Origin of the sequence: Photobacterium proteolyticum (assembly GCF_001939735.1) — a bacterium.
Taxonomy (GTDB): Bacteria; Pseudomonadota; Gammaproteobacteria; order Enterobacterales; family Vibrionaceae; genus Photobacterium; species Photobacterium proteolyticum.
The window spans coordinates 60,701-77,714 of record NZ_MJIL01000047.1; the positions used below are offsets into that span (position 1 = coordinate 60,701).

At 54.6% G+C, this 17,014-nt stretch carries 16 protein-coding genes and 1 other RNA gene; 4 read left to right on the forward strand and 13 right to left on the reverse strand.

Going from position 1 to position 17,014, the window contains the following annotated elements; all coding sequences use genetic code 11:
- From murG to rsmI, 11 genes are all read right to left on the reverse strand, one after another.
- Positions 1-1,065, reverse strand: coding sequence for an undecaprenyldiphospho-muramoylpentapeptide beta-N-acetylglucosaminyltransferase (gene murG / locus BIT28_RS04050; RefSeq protein ID WP_075762442.1), 1,065 nt, complete (start codon positions 1,063-1,065; stop codon positions 1-3).
- On the reverse strand, positions 1,052-2,260 hold the full coding sequence (ftsW, locus tag BIT28_RS04055) for a cell division protein FtsW (RefSeq protein WP_075762357.1): 1,209 nt from the start codon (positions 2,258-2,260) through the stop codon (positions 1,052-1,054). Before ftsW ends, murG begins: the two co-directional genes overlap by 14 nt.
- Positions 2,260-3,597 carry a UDP-N-acetylmuramoyl-L-alanine--D-glutamate ligase gene (gene murD, locus BIT28_RS04060; protein ID WP_075762358.1) on the reverse strand — a complete coding sequence of 446 codons (1,338 nt, stop codon included), beginning with the start codon at positions 3,595-3,597 and terminating at the stop codon, positions 2,260-2,262. The genes ftsW and murD overlap by 1 nt, the downstream gene beginning before the upstream one ends.
- Positions 3,598-4,680 (reverse strand): phospho-N-acetylmuramoyl-pentapeptide-transferase, encoded by a 1,083-nt coding sequence (gene mraY / locus BIT28_RS04065; protein ID WP_075762359.1) that lies wholly within the window; start codon positions 4,678-4,680, stop codon positions 3,598-3,600.
- Complete coding sequence (gene murF / locus BIT28_RS04070) at positions 4,680-6,083, reverse strand: UDP-N-acetylmuramoyl-tripeptide--D-alanyl-D-alanine ligase (protein ID WP_075762360.1); 1,404 nt, start codon at positions 6,081-6,083, stop codon at positions 4,680-4,682. Before murF ends, mraY begins: the two co-directional genes overlap by 1 nt.
- Positions 6,080-7,591 (reverse strand): UDP-N-acetylmuramoyl-L-alanyl-D-glutamate--2,6-diaminopimelate ligase, encoded by a 1,512-nt coding sequence (gene murE, locus BIT28_RS04075; RefSeq protein ID WP_075762361.1) that lies wholly within the window; start codon positions 7,589-7,591, stop codon positions 6,080-6,082. The genes murF and murE overlap by 4 nt, the downstream gene beginning before the upstream one ends.
- The gene (locus tag BIT28_RS04080; RefSeq protein ID WP_075762362.1) at positions 7,578-9,347 is read right to left on the reverse strand and encodes a penicillin-binding transpeptidase domain-containing protein; all 1,770 of its coding nucleotides are present in this window, start codon (positions 9,345-9,347) and stop codon (positions 7,578-7,580) included. The genes murE and BIT28_RS04080 overlap by 14 nt, the downstream gene beginning before the upstream one ends.
- Positions 9,348-9,355: 8 nt before the next feature.
- On the reverse strand, positions 9,356-9,676 hold the full coding sequence (gene ftsL, locus BIT28_RS04085) for a cell division protein FtsL (RefSeq protein WP_075762363.1): 321 nt from the start codon (positions 9,674-9,676) through the stop codon (positions 9,356-9,358).
- Positions 9,673-10,620 (reverse strand): 16S rRNA (cytosine(1402)-N(4))-methyltransferase RsmH, encoded by a 948-nt coding sequence (gene rsmH / locus BIT28_RS04090; RefSeq protein ID WP_075762364.1) that lies wholly within the window; start codon positions 10,618-10,620, stop codon positions 9,673-9,675. Before rsmH ends, ftsL begins: the two co-directional genes overlap by 4 nt.
- Positions 10,621-10,994: 374 nt before the next feature.
- Positions 10,995-11,377, reverse strand: an RNA gene (rnpB, locus tag BIT28_RS04095) — RNase P RNA component class A.
- Positions 11,378-11,475: 98 nt separating this feature from the next.
- Positions 11,476-12,336 carry a 16S rRNA (cytidine(1402)-2'-O)-methyltransferase gene (gene rsmI, locus BIT28_RS04100; protein WP_075762365.1) on the reverse strand — a complete coding sequence of 287 codons (861 nt, stop codon included), beginning with the start codon at positions 12,334-12,336 and terminating at the stop codon, positions 11,476-11,478.
- Positions 12,337-12,397: 61 nt separating this feature from the next.
- Here rsmI and BIT28_RS04105 point away from each other — a divergent pair, with 61 nt between their 5' ends.
- From BIT28_RS04105 to BIT28_RS04120, 4 genes are read left to right on the forward strand one after another with little or no spacing between them, the layout of a single operon-like run.
- Entirely contained in the window at positions 12,398-14,227 is a 1,830-nt protein-coding gene (locus BIT28_RS04105) for a penicillin-binding protein activator (RefSeq protein ID WP_075762366.1), read from the forward strand.
- Complete coding sequence (locus tag BIT28_RS04110) at positions 14,211-14,579, forward strand: YraN family protein (RefSeq protein ID WP_075762367.1); 369 nt, start codon at positions 14,211-14,213, stop codon at positions 14,577-14,579. Before BIT28_RS04105 ends, BIT28_RS04110 begins: the two co-directional genes overlap by 17 nt.
- 2 nt (positions 14,580-14,581) lie before the next feature.
- Positions 14,582-15,172 (forward strand): phosphoheptose isomerase, encoded by a 591-nt coding sequence (locus BIT28_RS04115; RefSeq protein ID WP_075762368.1) that lies wholly within the window; start codon positions 14,582-14,584, stop codon positions 15,170-15,172.
- A gap of 3 nt (positions 15,173-15,175) precedes the next feature.
- Positions 15,176-15,712, forward strand: coding sequence for a BON domain-containing protein (locus BIT28_RS04120; RefSeq protein ID WP_075762369.1), 537 nt, complete (start codon positions 15,176-15,178; stop codon positions 15,710-15,712).
- A gap of 85 nt (positions 15,713-15,797) precedes the next feature.
- On the opposite strand, the gene sspB is transcribed toward BIT28_RS04120, so the two are convergent.
- Both sspB and sspA read right to left on the reverse strand, forming a co-directional pair.
- Positions 15,798-16,304, reverse strand: coding sequence for a ClpXP protease specificity-enhancing factor (gene sspB, locus BIT28_RS04125; protein ID WP_075762370.1), 507 nt, complete (start codon positions 16,302-16,304; stop codon positions 15,798-15,800).
- A complete protein-coding gene (gene sspA, locus BIT28_RS04130) occupies positions 16,304-16,942 on the reverse strand; it encodes a stringent starvation protein SspA (RefSeq protein ID WP_075762371.1) in 639 nt (212 codons plus the stop codon). The genes sspB and sspA overlap by 1 nt, the downstream gene beginning before the upstream one ends.
- Positions 16,943-17,014: the final 72 nt, after the last annotated feature.

The following is a 17,014-nucleotide window of genomic DNA, read 5'->3' on the forward strand; positions in this document are numbered from 1 at the left end:
TTATTTATTTGCCAGCGACTTGATCACATCGGCAACGCGCACGTCGGCGTCAAGGATCGCTGCATCACGCGCAGCACTTGCCATCTTGACAAGCGAGCCACGGTCTAATTGGTTTAATTCTTCTGCCAGGCCCTGTGCGGTCAGATCCATTTGCTCAATCATTTTCGCCGCCCCGCACTGCACCAGGTGATCGGCATTCAATGCCTGCTGGCGGTCTTTGTGCATAAACGGGATAAAGATGGCGCCGACGCCGGCAGCCGATAGTTCAGATACCGTCAGAGCGCCGGAGCGGCAGACGACAATGTCCGCCCATGCATAGGCTGTCGCAACATCATCAATAAACTCGGTTACCTTGTGCGCCGTTTCTGTTTTGTCTCTGTAAGCCTGTTCGGTGGTATCGAGGCTGCCTTTGCCCGCCTGGTGCCAGATGGTCACCTTATCGCCTAGGATGCCAGCCACTTCCGGCATCGTCTGATTCAATATACGCGCGCCCTGGCTGCCGCCCATTACCAAAATACGGACTGGCCCCTGACGCCCGGCAAAACGCTCGCTCGGCGCCGGCAGCAAGGTCACATCCTTGCGCACCGGGTTACCGACAACCTCGGTATCGGCAAAAGCTCCCGGAAATGCCTGTAATACCTTTGAGGCAATACGGGAAAGCCATTGATTTGTCAGCCCTGCCACAGCATTCTGTTCATGCAGGACAACCGGTACACCAGAAAGCCAAGCCGCAACGCCACCCGGACCACTGACATAGCCGCCCATGCCCAATACCGCATCGGGCTGCCAGGCTTTGATATATTGACGCGCCTGTAAAATCGCCCCCAGGATCTTAAACGGTGCCGTCAGCAAGCGGGCAATACCCTGCCCCCGCAGCCCCTTCACCTTGATAAAGTCAATCTCGATACCATGTTTAGGCACCAAATCTGCCTCCATCCGGTCGGCAGTCCCCAGCCAGCGAATATCCCATCCCTCTTGCTGCAGTTTCTTGGCCACGGCAAGTCCGGGAAAAACATGGCCACCGGTGCCACCGGCCATCACCAGCAGGCGTTTATTCTTGTTCATTGTCGTCATCATCTAATTCTTCTGCAGGACCATACTTGGCAGCGAGACGCTGCTCATGATCAATGCGTATCAATATGGCGACTGCCGTTGCCATGATAAATAAACTGGAGCCACCGTAACTGATCAGCGGCAGTGTCAGCCCCTTGGTCGGGACCAGCCCTGCGGCCGCTCCTACATTGACCAGAGTCTGGAAGGCAAACCAGAAGCCAAAGCCAAATGCCAGAAAACCGCCAAACAGCTGTCCTGACTGCAAGCATTTTCGGCCGATAAATAGCGCTTTAAAAACCAGGGAAAAAATCAACAACAGTACAACCGTCACCCCGATCAGGCCGACTTCTTCAGCCAGGACGGCAAACACGAAATCCGTATGTGCCTCAGGTAAATACTCCAGTTTCTGAATCGAGTTGCCCAGCCCCTGCCCCAGCCAGTCCCCGCGGCCAAAAGCCATCAGCGACTGGGTGAGCTGGTAACCGCTACCAAAAGGATCCTCCCACGGGTCCATAAACGAAGTAACCCGACGCAGACGATACGGCTCAAAAACAATCAGTAGGGCTATTCCCATCATCGCAGCTGCCAGCATCGCCAGGAACTGCCATAGTTTGGCGCCGGCAATGAATAACATACCGACGGTGGTAACGAACATCACGACGAATGAGCCCAGATCCGGCTGCTGCAGCAATAAGCCGGCCAGCACAGCCAGCACGACCAGCGGCTTGATAAACCCAAAGAAGCTATCGCGAACCTGATGGTACTGGCGGACCAGATAACCGGCCAAAAAGATAAACAGCGACAGCTTTGCCACCTCGGCCGGCTGGAGGTTAAATACTCCCAACGGGATCCAGCGAGCGGCACCATTGACCGACCGTCCGACGACCAGCACGGCTATCAGCAATAAAATCGAGACCAGCAACATGGGCACACTAAACTGTCGCCAGCGTTCAAGCGGGATTTGCACCATAAAGCCGGCAATGACCAACGAGCAAGCCAGAAAAAAGCCGTGACGCAATGCAAAATAGAAAGGCATGTCGGTCAGTCGAGTTGCAACAGGCACGGAGGCAGACGTCACCATCACCAGCCCGGTCACCATCAATGCCAGTGCAATCCACACCAGCTGACGGTCATACATGCTGGGTGCTGCCGGTCTTGTCAGCCATTCAGCGACAGATGCGCAACTCTCTCTGAACGCCCCCAGCATCAACTCACTCCGGCTACTTTGAATTGCAACTCGGTCGCCAGTGAGACAAAGGCATCGCCCCGGGCCATAAAGTTCGGAAACTGGTCAAAGCTGGCACATGCCGGCGATAACAACACCATATCACCAGCCTGAGCTGTTTCTGCCGCTATAATCATTGCCTGCTCCATGGTCTCGACCGATAACGGTTTTTCAACAAGCGGGGCAAACTGATAGCCGTCCCGCCCATAACAGTATAGCTGTACATCTAAGTCAGCTAATACAGGCTTAAGTTCAGAAAAATCCGCCCCTTTGCCATCGCCCCCAACCAGCAGGTGCAGCTTGCCGGATAGGCTCAGTCCTTTTAGTGCAGCCAGCGTACTGGCCAAATTGGTTGCCTTGGAGTCGTTCACCCACTGTACGTCATGGTAGCTGGCCACCAGCTGGCACCGGTGGGCCAGGCCGTTATATCGCTTTAATGCCCGGCATGCCGCCGAGTGCTCAATATCTACCGCATCGGCCAGCGCCAGTGCCGCCAGGCTGTTGGCAACGTTGTGACGGCCAACCAGGGCTATCTCCCGGGTTGCCATCACCGGCTGCTGCGACGCAGCAAGGTATTCCTCGCCATCAATGCTAATCAGGCCATAGGCTTCGGAATCAAAGCCAAAACTGGTTATCTCACCGGCAAAAGCCGCAGGGCGGGTAGCCAGATCATCACGGTTAAACACCGCCAGCTCGGCATGGTCAAAGATCCGCATTTTGGCCCGGCTGTAGTCTGCCAGACCGTCATAACGATCCATATGATCTTCGGAAAGGTTGAGGTACACCGCCGCCTTTAACTGCAGTGAAGAAGTTGTTTCGAGCTGAAAGCTGGATAATTCGAGGACGTAGAGATCATGGTCCTGCGCCAGCATATCCAGGGCTGCAAAACCGATATTGCCGCCGACCCCCACATTGATCCCGGCTTCCCTGGCCATTTCACCGACCAGGCTGGTAACGGTACTTTTTCCGTTCGAACCGGTGATTGCCACAACCGGCTTGTTAACCGCCCGGGCAAACAGCTCGATATCGCCAACTATCTCAATGCCGGCCTTTGCAGCTGTCACCAGCTCAGGGGTTGCCAGGGCGATACCGGGGCTGGCCACAATCATATCTGCGGCCAGCAACCAGTCCATATTCCAGCTCCCGCTGCATAGTGAAACCTGCGGCGGCAGCTTATCTTGCCCAGGCGGTGTCGGACGGGTATCGATCACTTTAATATCCATCTCGCCAGGTTGACGCAGCAGGTGGTTGACCACCGACAGCCCGGTCATTCCCAGGCCGATAACCACAACCTTTTTTGCACCGTCTAAGCCATTCATTTAACGTACCTTCAGAGTTGCCAATGCAATCAGAACCAGCATCAGGGTAATGATCCAGAAACGGACAATAACCCGCGGCTCCGGCCAACCCTTGAGTTCATAGTGGTGATGGATCGGCGCCATACGGAAAATACGCTGACCACGCAGCTTGTACGAACCGACCTGCAGGATCACCGATACGGTTTCCATCACGAATACACCGCCCATGATCACCAGGAGTAGCTCCTGACGTACCAGCACGGCAATCGTCCCCAGCGCCCCGCCCAGAGCCAGCGAGCCCACATCGCCCATAAAGACTTGTGCCGGATAGGTGTTGAACCAAAGGAACCCCAGACCTGCACCAACAATTGCCGTACAGACAACGACCAGTTCACTGGCATCTTTCAGATAAGGAATATGCAGGTAGCTGGCAAAGTTCACGTTGCCGGTTGCCCAGGCAATGAATGCCATACCGGCCGCCACCATAACCGTCGGCATGATTGCCAGACCGTCGAGACCATCGGTCAGGTTTACTGCGTTACTGGTACCGACAATGACAAAATAGGTGAAGACAATATAAAACAGACCAAGCTGTGGCATCACATCTTTGAAGAAAGGCACTACCAATTGCGTTGCCACTGTGTCCTGACCATGCACATACAGGGCAAAGGCGACACCAAAGGCAATCACCGACTGCCAGAAGTACTTCCAGCGCGCAATCAGACCATCGGTGTTTTTACGGACCACTTTGCGATAATCATCGACAAAACCGACAGCACCGTAGCCCAGCATGACGGTCAGCACCGCCCAGACATAAGGGTTAGACAGATCAGCCCACAGCAATACGGTGATGGCTATCGCCGCCAGGATCATGATGCCCCCCATCGTCGGTGTTCCACGCTTGCTAAAGTGCGACTCAGGGCCGTCATGGCGTACAACCTGTCCGATTTGCAGCAGCTGCAGACGGGCAATCAAACGCGGACCGATCCACAGCGAGAGCAGCAATGCCGTCAGCACACTGACAATCGCACGGAACGTCAGATACTCAAACAGACGGAAAAAAGGGAACGTGGACTCTAATAAGTCAGCTAACCAGTATATCATTATGCATTTTCCTGCAGTGCAGCAATAACGTCTTCCATTCGGGAACTACGTGCTCCCTTTGCCAACACTGTAATTTCTGTATGTTGTGAATTAAGTTGTTGATGATGTAGCTGTTCCTTCAGCAAGCTGATCAGAGCTGATTTATCATCAAAATGTTGTCCGTGATTCATTTCACTGACCACGGCACTGGCCTGGCCAAATGTCAGCACCTGATCCAGCTGTTTTGCCAGGGCATACTCAGCGACTTCTCGATGCAGGGCTGCACTGTCATCACCCAACTCTGCCATATCACCAAGCACAAACCAGCGCTGGCCCGAAAAAGTGGCAAGCAGATCAATCGCAGCCTTCACCGAAGCCACGCTGGCATTATAGGTATCGTCGATGAGGCGAAGCCCCGAACGCGGCGAGGTAATATCGACTCGCCCCTTGACGTTTTTCACCTCTGCCAACCCTTGCCTGATCTGCTCCAGTGTCGCTCCCATTGCCATACTGAGCGCAGCGGCAGCCAGCGCATTGGCAATATTGTGGGCACCCGGCAAGGTCAGCTCGACAGGCACATCACCGTCAGGGGTGCGCATTGTAAAACAAGCTCGCCCCAGACTGTTAATAAATATGTCACTTACCGAGAAATCAGCATCGGACTGGGTGGTAGAGAAAGTCACCACCCGATGACCGGCCAGTGCAGGCTGCCACATGGCCAGTTCATTCGAATCAAGATTGATAATGGCCGTCGTCGCCACCGCGCTGTCTTCCCGGCCAGGCGCAAGGCCTTCAAAAATCTCGCCTTTAGCCTTGGCAACCCCTTGCAGCGAGCCGAATCCTTCAAGGTGCGCGGCGGCCAGGTTGTTGATCAGCGCAACCTGGGGTTTCACCAGTGCTGTGGTATAGGAGATTTCCTTCTGGTGGTTGGCTCCCAGTTCAATCACCGCAAATTCATGTTCAGGCTCCAGCCGCAACAGCGTCAGGGGAACACCAATGTCATTATTGAAGTTCCCGCCGGTCGCCAGCACCTTGCCTTTCTGGCTCAGGATCGCGGCAACCATTTCCTTGACCGTGGTCTTGCCGCAGCTGCCTGTCAGTGCCAGCGTCTTCAGGCCATACTGCTGTTGCATTCTCGCCTTAAGCCAGGCGCCGAGCTGTCCCAGTGCCAGGCGGGTATCTTTAACCACCAGCTGTGGCAGCTCGACAGGTAAGTGTTTGCTCACCAACAATGCGCAAGCCCCATTATCCTTGGCATTTTGGCAAAAATCATGGGCATCGAAACGTTCGCCCTTGAGCGCGATAAACAGGGTCTGATCCGCAATGTTACGGGTATCCGTCGACACCTCGGCAATACCTGCGTCACCGCCTATCAGTTCAGCCTCAAGTACTTCAGCCAACAGTGAAAGCTGAACTTCAATCATGCATTATTCTCCAGTAGTTCCTCGACAGTTTCACGGTCGGAGTAGTGAATAGTCCGGTCAGCAAGGATCTGATAATCTTCATGGCCCTTACCGGCAACCAGCACAATATCGTCTGCCCCGGCATGGGTCAGTGCCCACTTACAGGCTGCATGGCGATCATGGATCACAGTGGCCAGCTCCGGCTGTTTCAGTCCGGCCTGCATATCTGCCACTATAGTGGCAGGGTCTTCGCTGCGCGGGTTGTCATCGGTCAGAATGATTTGGTCAGCCAGACGCTCAGCAATGTCCGCCATCATCGGGCGCTTACCGTTATCACGATCACCGCCGCAACCGAAAATACACCACAGCCTACCGCGACAATGCACCCGAAGAGCCTGCAAGGCTTTTTCCAGTGCATCTGGGGTATGAGCATAATCAACAACCATCATAGGTTTGTCAGACTTTTGAAAAACTTCCATTCGTCCAATCACTGCCTGCAACTTTGGTGCGGTCTCCAGCAGACGTGGTAAGGCATGTCCGGTAGCCAGCAGCGTCGCCAGCGCCAGCATCAGGTTCATCACGTTAAACGAGCCGACTAACGGGGCGGTAAACTGCCCGCCACCCCATGAGGAGTCAAAACAGACGGTCACGCCACGGGTACTGTATTCCACCTGTTCAAGCCACAAGGCATGGCCAGCATGCTCACTCAAACGGGATTTATCACTGGCAACCGCGACCGCTTCCGGTAAAGTGAGCAACCACTCGCGGCCAACCTCGTCATCGGCATTGATAACGGCGACGCCTGAGCTATGGTTGGTAAACAACATTTTCTTGGCGGCAGCATAAGAGGCCATATCACCATGATAATCAAGATGGTCCCGGCTCAGGTTGGTGAAGATCCTGGCGGCAAAATCCAAGGCCCTGACTCGTCCCTGCACCAAACCATGGGAGGAGACCTCCATCGCCGCAAAACTGGCGCCGTCAGCGACTAGGCCGGCCAGTACCTGCTGAATTTCAATCGCACTGCCGGTGGTATTAACGGCCGGCTTCAACTGCTGCAGCAAACCGTTACCGGTTGTGCCCATCACCCCGGCACAATAGCCAAGCTGCTCGGCCCACTGTGCCAGCAACTGGCTGATAGTGGTTTTACCGTTGGTTCCTGTGACAGCGACAAGCTTCAACTGCTCATCAGGCTGACTATAGAAGCGGCGGGCTATCGCTGACAACTGCTGTCCAAGCTGATAGAGATATACAATCGCGATCCCGCCCCGGTTTATCACCGTCCCGTTATCATTACTCTCGTCAGCCTCCGCCAAGATCACAGCCGCGCCCGCCTCGATTGCAGCAGGGATAAACCGCCGTCCATCCACCGCATGGCCGTTAACCGCCACAAACATCTCACCGGTACGTACCTGACGGCTGTCCAGTGTCATCCCGGTTAACTCGAGATCGGCAAGCTCGGCAGGCAGTGCTGCCACCCATGGAGACAGCAACGCTCCCACTTTATTATTCTGATTAAGTACCGGCATGCGCATTGCCTCTGTTATTGACGATATTCAACTGTTCACCTGTTCCGGCATCCGGCGGAACATTCAAAATCTGAAGTGCACTTTCCATCACTTCCGAAAAAATGGGTGCCGCAATGGCGCCACCATAATATTTGTCACCCTGTGGCTCATTCACTACAACCACCATCGCCAGGCGAGGATTGCTGATCGGTGCCAGCCCGGCGGTCATTGCAATGTATTCATCGCTATATCCACCCGCCGCCGCTTTCTTGGCGGTACCGGTTTTCGCCCCGACGCGATAGCCCGGTACAGCAGCACGTTTGGCGCTGCCCTCTTCGCCGGTTACCATCTCCAGCATATTCAGTAGTTTGCGTGTATTTTCTACCGAGGCAACCTGACGTCCCGGGACAACATCTTCCGTTTTCAGGATCGACAGCGGGCGGTTCACGCCCATCGCCCCAAGCGTGGCATAGGCGCGTACCAGCTGAATCGGCGTCACGGAGATCCCGTACCCGAAGGCCAGTGTTGCCCTTTCAAAATCCGACCAGCGACGGCGATCCGGGAAAAAGCCCTGTGCTTCGCCAATCAGGTTGATCCCCGAAGCATCCCCTAGGCCAACGCTGCTGTACATGCCCAGCACAGCATCGATCGGCATCGCCAGGGACAGCTTGCTGACCCCGATATTACTGGATTTCTGGAGAATTTTGGCCAGGTTGGCCTTGCCGACCCGGGACACATCCCTGACCCGGCTACCACCGACCTGCATCAGGCCGTTACCGGTATCGATAATGGTATCTTCGTCAGCCACACCATTTTCCATGGCGGCCAAGACCACAAACGGTTTGATTGTCGACCCCGGCTCCATGGCATCGGTAATGGAGCGATTACGCATCCTGAAGCTCTGTAGCTGGTTACGGTTGTTCGGGTTATAGGAAGGGGCATTGACCATCGCCAGTACCTCACCGGTACGTACATCGACCATCACCACCGTCGCAGAGGTAGCCTGATAGTCGGCAACCGCCTGTTTGACCGCCCGATAGGCAACGGCCTGTAAACGTTGGTCGATACTGAGGGTCAGCGGCTGACCCGGCTCGCGCTTCTTGAGGGAAATATTTTCAACCACCCGGCCATAACGGTCTTTGCGTACCGTCCTGCGGCCCGGTTCACCAGTCAGCCAGCCATCATAAGTACTTTCGACACCTTCAAGGCCATGACTGTCGATCCCCGTAACCCCTATCAGGTGAGCACTGACTTCGCCGGCGGGATAAAAGCGGCGAGATTCATCCTTCAGGCCGACGCCGGGCAGCTTAAGCTTGTTGACATAGGACGCCATCGCCGGGCTGACCTGACGCTGGAGGTAGATAAAACGGCGCTTTTTGTTTTTTTCAAGGCGGGCAAGCAGCTTCTGGCGATCCAGCCCAAGGACATCCGCCAGCGCGAACCAGCGTTCCGGTACCTGGATCCCCCCGTTTTTATAGATTTGCACCGGATCGGCCCAGACGGCCTGAACAGGCACACTGACAGCAAGATGTTCATCGTTGCGATCGGAAATGATCCCGCGGGCCGAAGGCATGGCCTTGACCCTCAGCGAGCGCATATCGCCTTCCTGTATCAGCTTGCCCGGCTCCAGCACCTGAATGTAGGCCGCCCGGCCAACCAGGGCCACCAAAGCCAATACAACGCAACCGCATATAACACCAAAGCGCCACGGGATAAAAACCGGTGGCGCTTTTTGGCGACGCTGATTCTTTGATTGCTGGCGCTTAAATATATTCATCAAACCTATTACTGTACGACGACTTCACTGTCTCTGGAAGGGCGATTCATCTCGAGCGCCTTCTCGGCCAGTCGCTCGATCCGACTGTGTTCCGCCAGGGAGTTTTCCTCAAGGATCTGATTTCGCCATTCGATATCCAGCTGATCCCGCTCAATCAACAGTTGCTCCTGCTGGGCGATCAGCTGGCGTGAATGATGGGTGATCAATACCACCCCCAGGGCAGAAACAAGCACCAGAACCAGCAGCACCGACGGTACCCGCCCTACCGACACGAGATCCCGTGCGATCAGGCGAGCCAGGCTCTCTGTGGGTTCCGGTGCCGAACTCATACGCGCTCAGCCAGTCGCAACACTGAACTGCGCGAGCGCGTATTATCACTAATTTCTGACTTCGACGGCTTGATAGCCTTGCCGACCGTCTTCAAGTCAGCCGTACCCAGCGCCTTGATCTGATCTTCGGTCAACGGCAGGCCTGCCGGCACTTCCGGCCCTTTGCTCTGCTTGCGAATGAAGCGTTTTACCATCCGGTCTTCCAGCGAGTGGAAACTGATCACAGACAATCGGCCGCCCGGAGCCAATACTTTAACTGCGCCGTGCAATGCCGTATCAATCTCTTCCAGCTCACTGTTGATGTAAATACGGATAGCCTGGAAGCTACGGGTTGCCGGGTGTTTATGCTTATCCCTGAAAGGGGAGACCTCGGCAATCAGGCTGGCCAGCTGTGTGGTACGTGTCAGCGGCTCTTTTTCCGGGTTCTCGCGGTGCGCGACAATGCCACGGGCAATGCGCTTGGCAAACCGCTCCTCACCAAACTCTTTCAATACCCAGGCAATATCGTCGGCGTCCGCCTCTGCCAGCCAATCGGCCGCAGAAACACCGGAGGTCGGATCCATTCGCATGTCCAACGGGCCGTCACGCATAAAGCTAAAGCCTCGCTCGGCATCGTCCAGCTGCGGCGATGACACGCCAAGATCCAATAGCACACCGTCTACCCGGCCGATCAAATCACGCTCTTCCATATATTTAGCCAGACCTGAAAACGGGCCATGGATAATCGTAAAGCGCGGATCATCAATTTTCTGTGCTTCGGCAATCGCCTGCGGGTCGCGGTCAATACTGTATAGACGACCATTTTCACCGAGCTGAGATAAAATCAATCGGCTGTGTCCACCACGGCCAAAAGTCCCGTCGACATAAATTCCATCAGGTTTAATAGCCAGGCCGTCTACAGACTCATGGAGTAAAACGGAAACGTGCTCAAATTGTTCAGACATAAAAATAAGTTCAGCTGTAGTGAAAGCCAACCAAGGATGTCCAGGTATGCTGCGACAACCTCAGCCTGAAAGTGTATATTCAGAAGGAAAATAACCCTGCCAATTCATAGCATTAGGTAATTAAGCACATTTATTTATCGTTAAAAACGGCTTTTCCCGCAAAATCCCACCGCAAAGTGTACGTATGAGACAAAAAAGTTGTCAAGCGAGAGCCCCGATTTCTGACAAACAAATAATAATGCTATATGGAGGTTTTACATTGATACTAGGCAGATACGGGCTAATTAATTCAATTTTGTGAAATTGAGCCCTAAAACGATAAAAGGTGATGCCCGCTTTGTTTCCAAAGCATGGCACCACCTTCTATGCAAAAAGAGGGGAGTTGGCTGATGAGCCGGGTTCTGTCCCGCTTACGCGGTGGTAACCATTCATCTAGGCCTGCAATCGCTCACAGGCTCAAGCAACCTACCCGTCCCCAACGCGGGCCACGCCATTAGGGACCTATTTGGTCTTGCTCCGGGTGGAGTTTACCGTGCCACGAACTATTACTAGCCGCGCGGTGCGCTCTTACCGCACCCTTTCACCCTTACCTGTACTCGCAAGCGAGCCATCGGCGGTTTACTCTCTGCTGCACTGGTCGTGGGCTCACGCCCCCCAGACGTTATCTGGCACCCTGCCCTATGGAGCCCGGACTTTCCTCCCCCCCGTCAGTCTCCCAAAGGACATCAACGAGGCAGCGGTTACCTTAGCCAACTCCGGCGACGGATTGTATAGGACTCGGGTCACAGTTACCAGTGAAATATCCCACAACAAGCCGAAACGGTCGAAAAAGGTACCGACCCGGGTCCCGATAAATTAATCGAGGTTCTCCAGTCCCCACTTATACAGCGCGTTCTTCTTCACACCATGGATCTCAGCAGCCAGCGCCGACGCCTTCTTCAACGGCAGTTCTTTGGTCAGCAGGGTCACTGTACGCAATGCATCTGCCGGCAGGTCGTCTTTCTGCGCCCGGTGGCCCGCCACCAGCAGAACCATCTCGCCGCGGGTACGGTTGCTGTCCTCGCCCAGCCACTCCACCAGCTCACCCAGCGGTGCACCATGGATGGTTTCATAGGTTTTGGTCAGCTCGCGGGCCAGCACCACCTGGCGCTCAGGCCCCAACACGGCCAGCATATCCGCCAGCGAGTCCATGATTCGGTGCGGTGATTCGTAAAAAATCATCGTCCGCTCGTCATCAGCCAGCTCCTGGAAGCGATCCCGGCGCCCTTTGCTTTTCGGCGGCAAAAAGCCTTCGAAGCTAAAGCGGTCTGACGGCAGACCCGCCCCGCTCAATGCCGTTACCACGGCGCACGGGCCCGGTAGAGGAACAACTTTGACACCCGCCTGACGACAACGATTGACCAGGTGGTATCCTGGATCGCTAATCAGGGGAGTACCGGCATCCGAGACCAGGGCGATGCTCGTGCCTGCCTGTAGCTTCTCGATCAGATAATCAGCTTTTTGCTGCTCATTGTGGTCATGAAGTGCAAAGGTGCGGGTTGAGATAGAGAAATGTGTCAACAAGCGCGATGTATGGCGTGTATCTTCTGCGGCAATTAAATCCACATTTGTTAATACATCCAATGCACGCTGCGTGATGTCCGCTAAATTACCGATTGGTGTAGGTACGATGTACAAAGTTGCGACATCTACCGTGCATGAATTGGTCTCACTCATTTGTCTAAGATCTCATCTGCAATTAATATAGAGAGTAATTTGTCACAGTTGAATGAATTCAATGCTCAATTTTACCCATAAGCGTAAAAGTGTATCACGACTATTAGCGCCTGTAGCCCTCGCCGTGATCTTGGCCGGCTGCTCGACGCCAACTCAACAGCAGGCCGTGACCGCCGATATTACCGCTGCCGTGACCGATACGTCAGCCAATTATCTGATCAAAGCCGAGTCGAGCGAAGGAACAGAAAGCATCGACTGGCACATTCTGGCCCTCAAGGCCCTGATTAAGGAAGGCAACTGGTCGCAGGCCGAACAGCAGGCCAACCACCTGGGACGGCTGTCGATGAGCCCACTCCAGATGGCCGAATGGCAACTGGCACGCGCGACCCTGCGTTATCAGCAGGGCCAGCCTCAGTCTGCGCTCGATACCCTGAACTTCCAGCCATGGTGGACACTGGCAGACAGCCAGTACCTGCGCTTTCACATGCTCCGTGCCGAGCTGCTTGGCCAGACCAACCAGTCATTCAAGGCTGCCCGCGAGCGGACCGCGCTGGATCAGTACCTCAAGGCTGAGCAGAAAGGCGCCAACTGGCAAAACCTGTGGCGAGACCTTTCCCACTACAACAATAACCAGTTACAGGCAACCAAGCTGAGCGAGGATGAAACCGTCCTGCGCGGCTGGGTCCAGCTCAGTATTCTCAAAAACACCTATTCGCAGCGCCCGGCCAAGCTCAAGAGCACGGTTGAAGAATGGCTGGCCAAAAACCCCTATCACCCGGCCAACCAATATCTGCCCGCTGAGCTGCAGGCGATTATGGAGCTTGAAATTGCCCAGCTGAACAATGTCGCCCTGCTGCTGCCGCTGTCAGGCCGCTACGAGAACTCCGGCAAGGCGGTCAGGGACGGCTTTATCAACGCGATGCTCGACGATACCGGCCGTGATGCCGAGACCGAGCTGGCGATTTATGATACCGAAGCCGAGCCTGTCAGCTCGATTGTTGGCAAACTGGAACAGGACGGTATTGAGCTGGTCATCGGCCCACTGCGCAAGGAGAAGATTACCGACTTCCAGCGCAACAATGATACCAACATTACCATGCTGGCCCTGAATGAGCCCGAGCAGCTCAGCATGACCCAGTCCAATGCCTGTTACTTCTCGCTATCACCTGAGCAGGAAGCCGAGCAGGCCGCCCGACACCTGTTTGCCAAAGGCCACGAGTACCCGATGGTACTGGCGCCGAGTAACAGCTTTGGCGAGCGTGTCAGCAACGCCTTTATCGAGCAATGGCAACAGCTAACCGGCAAGTCACCGGCAATCAGCTCCTTCAGCTCGCGCAAGCAAATCCAGCAGCAGATTGCGACAGTCTTCGGCCTGACTGAAAGCCAGGCGCGCATCAACCAAATGCAGCAGGTACTGGGCCTGGAGCTAGAAGCCCAGCCACGCAGCCGCCGCGATACCGATGCGGTCTACCTGGTTGCCAACAAGAATGAGCTGACCCTGCTCAAACCGTTTATCGAAGTTGCGATTAACCCGGACATCGAGCCACCCAAGCTGTACGCCAGCTCTCGCAGCTACCCGGACAGCAAGGGCGACAACAGCGAGCTAAGAGGCATTGAATTTAGTGATATTCCACTGCTGGTCGATGCCAACCATAACTTTATGGCGCGCTACAACGAACTGTGGCCTAATGCCAAAAACACCGATATCCGCCTGCACGCCTTCGGGATGGACGCCTATAAGATGATTGCCGAGCTGCCGCAGATGCGCGCGGTCGACAATTACACCACTCAAGGCAAGACAGGCCAGCTCAGCCTTGATGATCAGTGCGTGATCCAGCGCCAGATCAGCTGGGCTATCTTCTCCGGTAACGGCATTGACCCCGTTCAATAAACGCCGGCAGGGGCAAGCCTACGAAGCCATGGCGGAGCAATTTTTGCTCCGCCATGGGCTCAAGCCGGTTTGTCGCAATTTCCAATGCCGCAGCGGCGAAATTGATGTCATCATGCGCGATAAGGCCTGCTGGGTTTTTATCGAGGTCAAATTCCGCCAAAATTCAGATTACGGCAGCGCCGCAGAAGCGGTAAACTGGCGCAAACAGCAGAAGCTAAAACGCGCGGCTTTGTTTTGGCTTCAGAAAAACGGCTTTTCGGTCGAACACACTGAATTTAGGTTTGATGTCGTGGCGATACAGGGACCCGAGCACCAGATTGAGTGGTTTACCAACACCCTAGTTGAAGGTTAATCATGCTAGAGAGCATTAAAGAAAGTTTTACAGAAAGTATCCAGACCCAAATAGCGGCTGCAGAAGCCCTGCCAGATGCCATTTCCCAGGCAGCACAAGTGATGGTGCAAAGCCTGCTTAACGGCAACAAGATCCTATGTTGCGGCAACGGCGGCTCGGCGGCAAACTCCCAGCACTTTGCCTCCTGTCTGATCAACCGTTTTGAAACTGAGCGCCCAAGCCTGCCGGCCCTGGCACTGACCGCAGATACCACGACGCTGACGGCTGTCGCCAATGACTACCATCATGACGAGGTCTTCTCCAAGCAGGTTCGCGCCCTCGGCCAGGCCGGAGATATCCTGTTTGTCCTGTCGACCAGCGGCAACAGCAAGAATATCATCAAGGCCATGGAAGCCGCGCTGACCCGCGATATGACCATCATTGCCCTTACCGGCAAAGACGGCGGGGAAATGGCCGGACTGCTCGGTGTTCAGGATGTCGAGATCCGTATTCCGTCGCAGCGTACCGCCCGTATCCAGGAAGGCCACCTGCTGACGGTCCATTGCCTGTGTGATCTCATCGACAAGGTTTTGTTTCCGCATCACGAAGGATAAGCAATGAAGATATACCAAGCCCTGCTAATTGCCGCGCTATTTGTTCTTCAGGGCTGCTCGGCACTGTCCGCGTCCGATCCTCGTACTACCAAGCAGCAGTGGTTTGATCAACAGATCGAGATGGAAGTCGGCGGCCTGGCCAACAAGCCGCCGTATCGCCAGCATGCCCGGATCAATGCGATCGCTATTGACGGCAAGGTACTGCTCGTCGGCCAGTCGGTCGACCAGCCCACCAAGCAAAAGTTGGAGGAGCAGGTCCGCTCGCTAAGCAATGTAAATACGGTCTATAACCAGATCCAGATCCGCCCGCTGCCAGAGCTGGGTGAAGTCAGCAAGGACAGCTGGCTGACAACCAAGGTCAAATCGCAGATCATCGGCAGCAAGAAACTCAACGATGTCTCGATCAAGGTCGTCACCGAAGGCCAGGCCGTCTACCTGCTCGGCTATGTGAACCGTGAACAGGGAAATATTGCCGCAGAGATTGCGCGTAACGTCTCCGGGGTAAAGAAAGTCGTCAAAGTGTTTGAATACCAAAACTAATTTCAGAGCTGCGTAGTAACGACTACCCGGTATCTTGTTACAGAAAACAGCACAAAAGAAAAACGCAGCCAGTCGGCTGCGTTTTTTATTTCACGACGCGGAGGCTTGGTCGGCCTCGCGGACGAGGCGGCTCATCATCTGGGCCGCTGTCCTCACTGGCTTCCGTTACCTCAGCCAGAGGAGAACGCGTCTCTTCCTCCTCAACAATCTCATCATACTGCTGCGCTTCATCTGCCAGCTCAATATCTGCGATATCTGAAGCATAAGCCGGTTCCGGCTCAAACATGGTTCCTGCACCATTTTCACGGGCATAGATAGCCAATGCTGCATACATAGGCACAATCACAGAATGCGGTCGACCGCTAAAGCGGGCATTGAAGCTGATTGCCTCATTACCCAGCTCTAGGTTACCGACAGCACGCGGTGCGATATTCAGTACAATTTGACCGTCGCTGACAAATTCCGTCGGCACCTTGACACCTTGCAAGGTCGCGTCCACCACCAGATGAGGTGTCAGATCATTGTCAACTAACCAGTCGTAAAACGCGCGCAGCAAATAAGGGCGGCGCGGCGTCATTTTTTCCATATCCATTATTGGCCGGCCAGACGCATTTCGCGCTCAGCTTCAGTCAGAGAAGCAAGGAATGAATCACGCTCGAAGACGCGGGTCATGTATGCTTTCACTTCTTTCGACCCGGCACCTGTCAGCTCGATACCCATTTCAGGTAAGCGCCATAGTAGCGGTGCCAGATAGCAGTCAACCAAGCTAAACTCTTCACTCATGAAGTATGGGAATTCAGCGAATACAGGTGCCAGTGCCAGCAGCTCTTCACGCAATTGCTTGCGTGCTTTGTCTGCTTCATCAGCATTACCTTTGTTTATCTTCTCTGCCAACGTGTACCAGTTACGCTCAACACGGTACATCATCAGACGACTGTTACCACGAGCAACAGGATAAACAGGCATCAGAGGTGGGTGAGGGAAACGCTCATCCAGGTACTCCATAATGATGCCGGCCTGGTAAAGAGCAAGCTCGCGGTCAACCAGGGTTGGAACAGAGTTGTACGGGTTTAGGTCCAGTAGATCTTCAGGCAGGTTGTTTGGATCAACCAGCTCAATTTCAACACTAACACCCTTTTCTGCTAGTACGATACGCACCTGATGGCTGTAGATATCCGAAGCATCAGAATACAGAGTCATCACAGAGCGTTTATTGGCAGCAACAGCCATTAACCCCTCCAGTATACTTATATACACAAAAAGCAACGGGGGCCCGAGCCCCCATTGCGAGATTCTTAACCC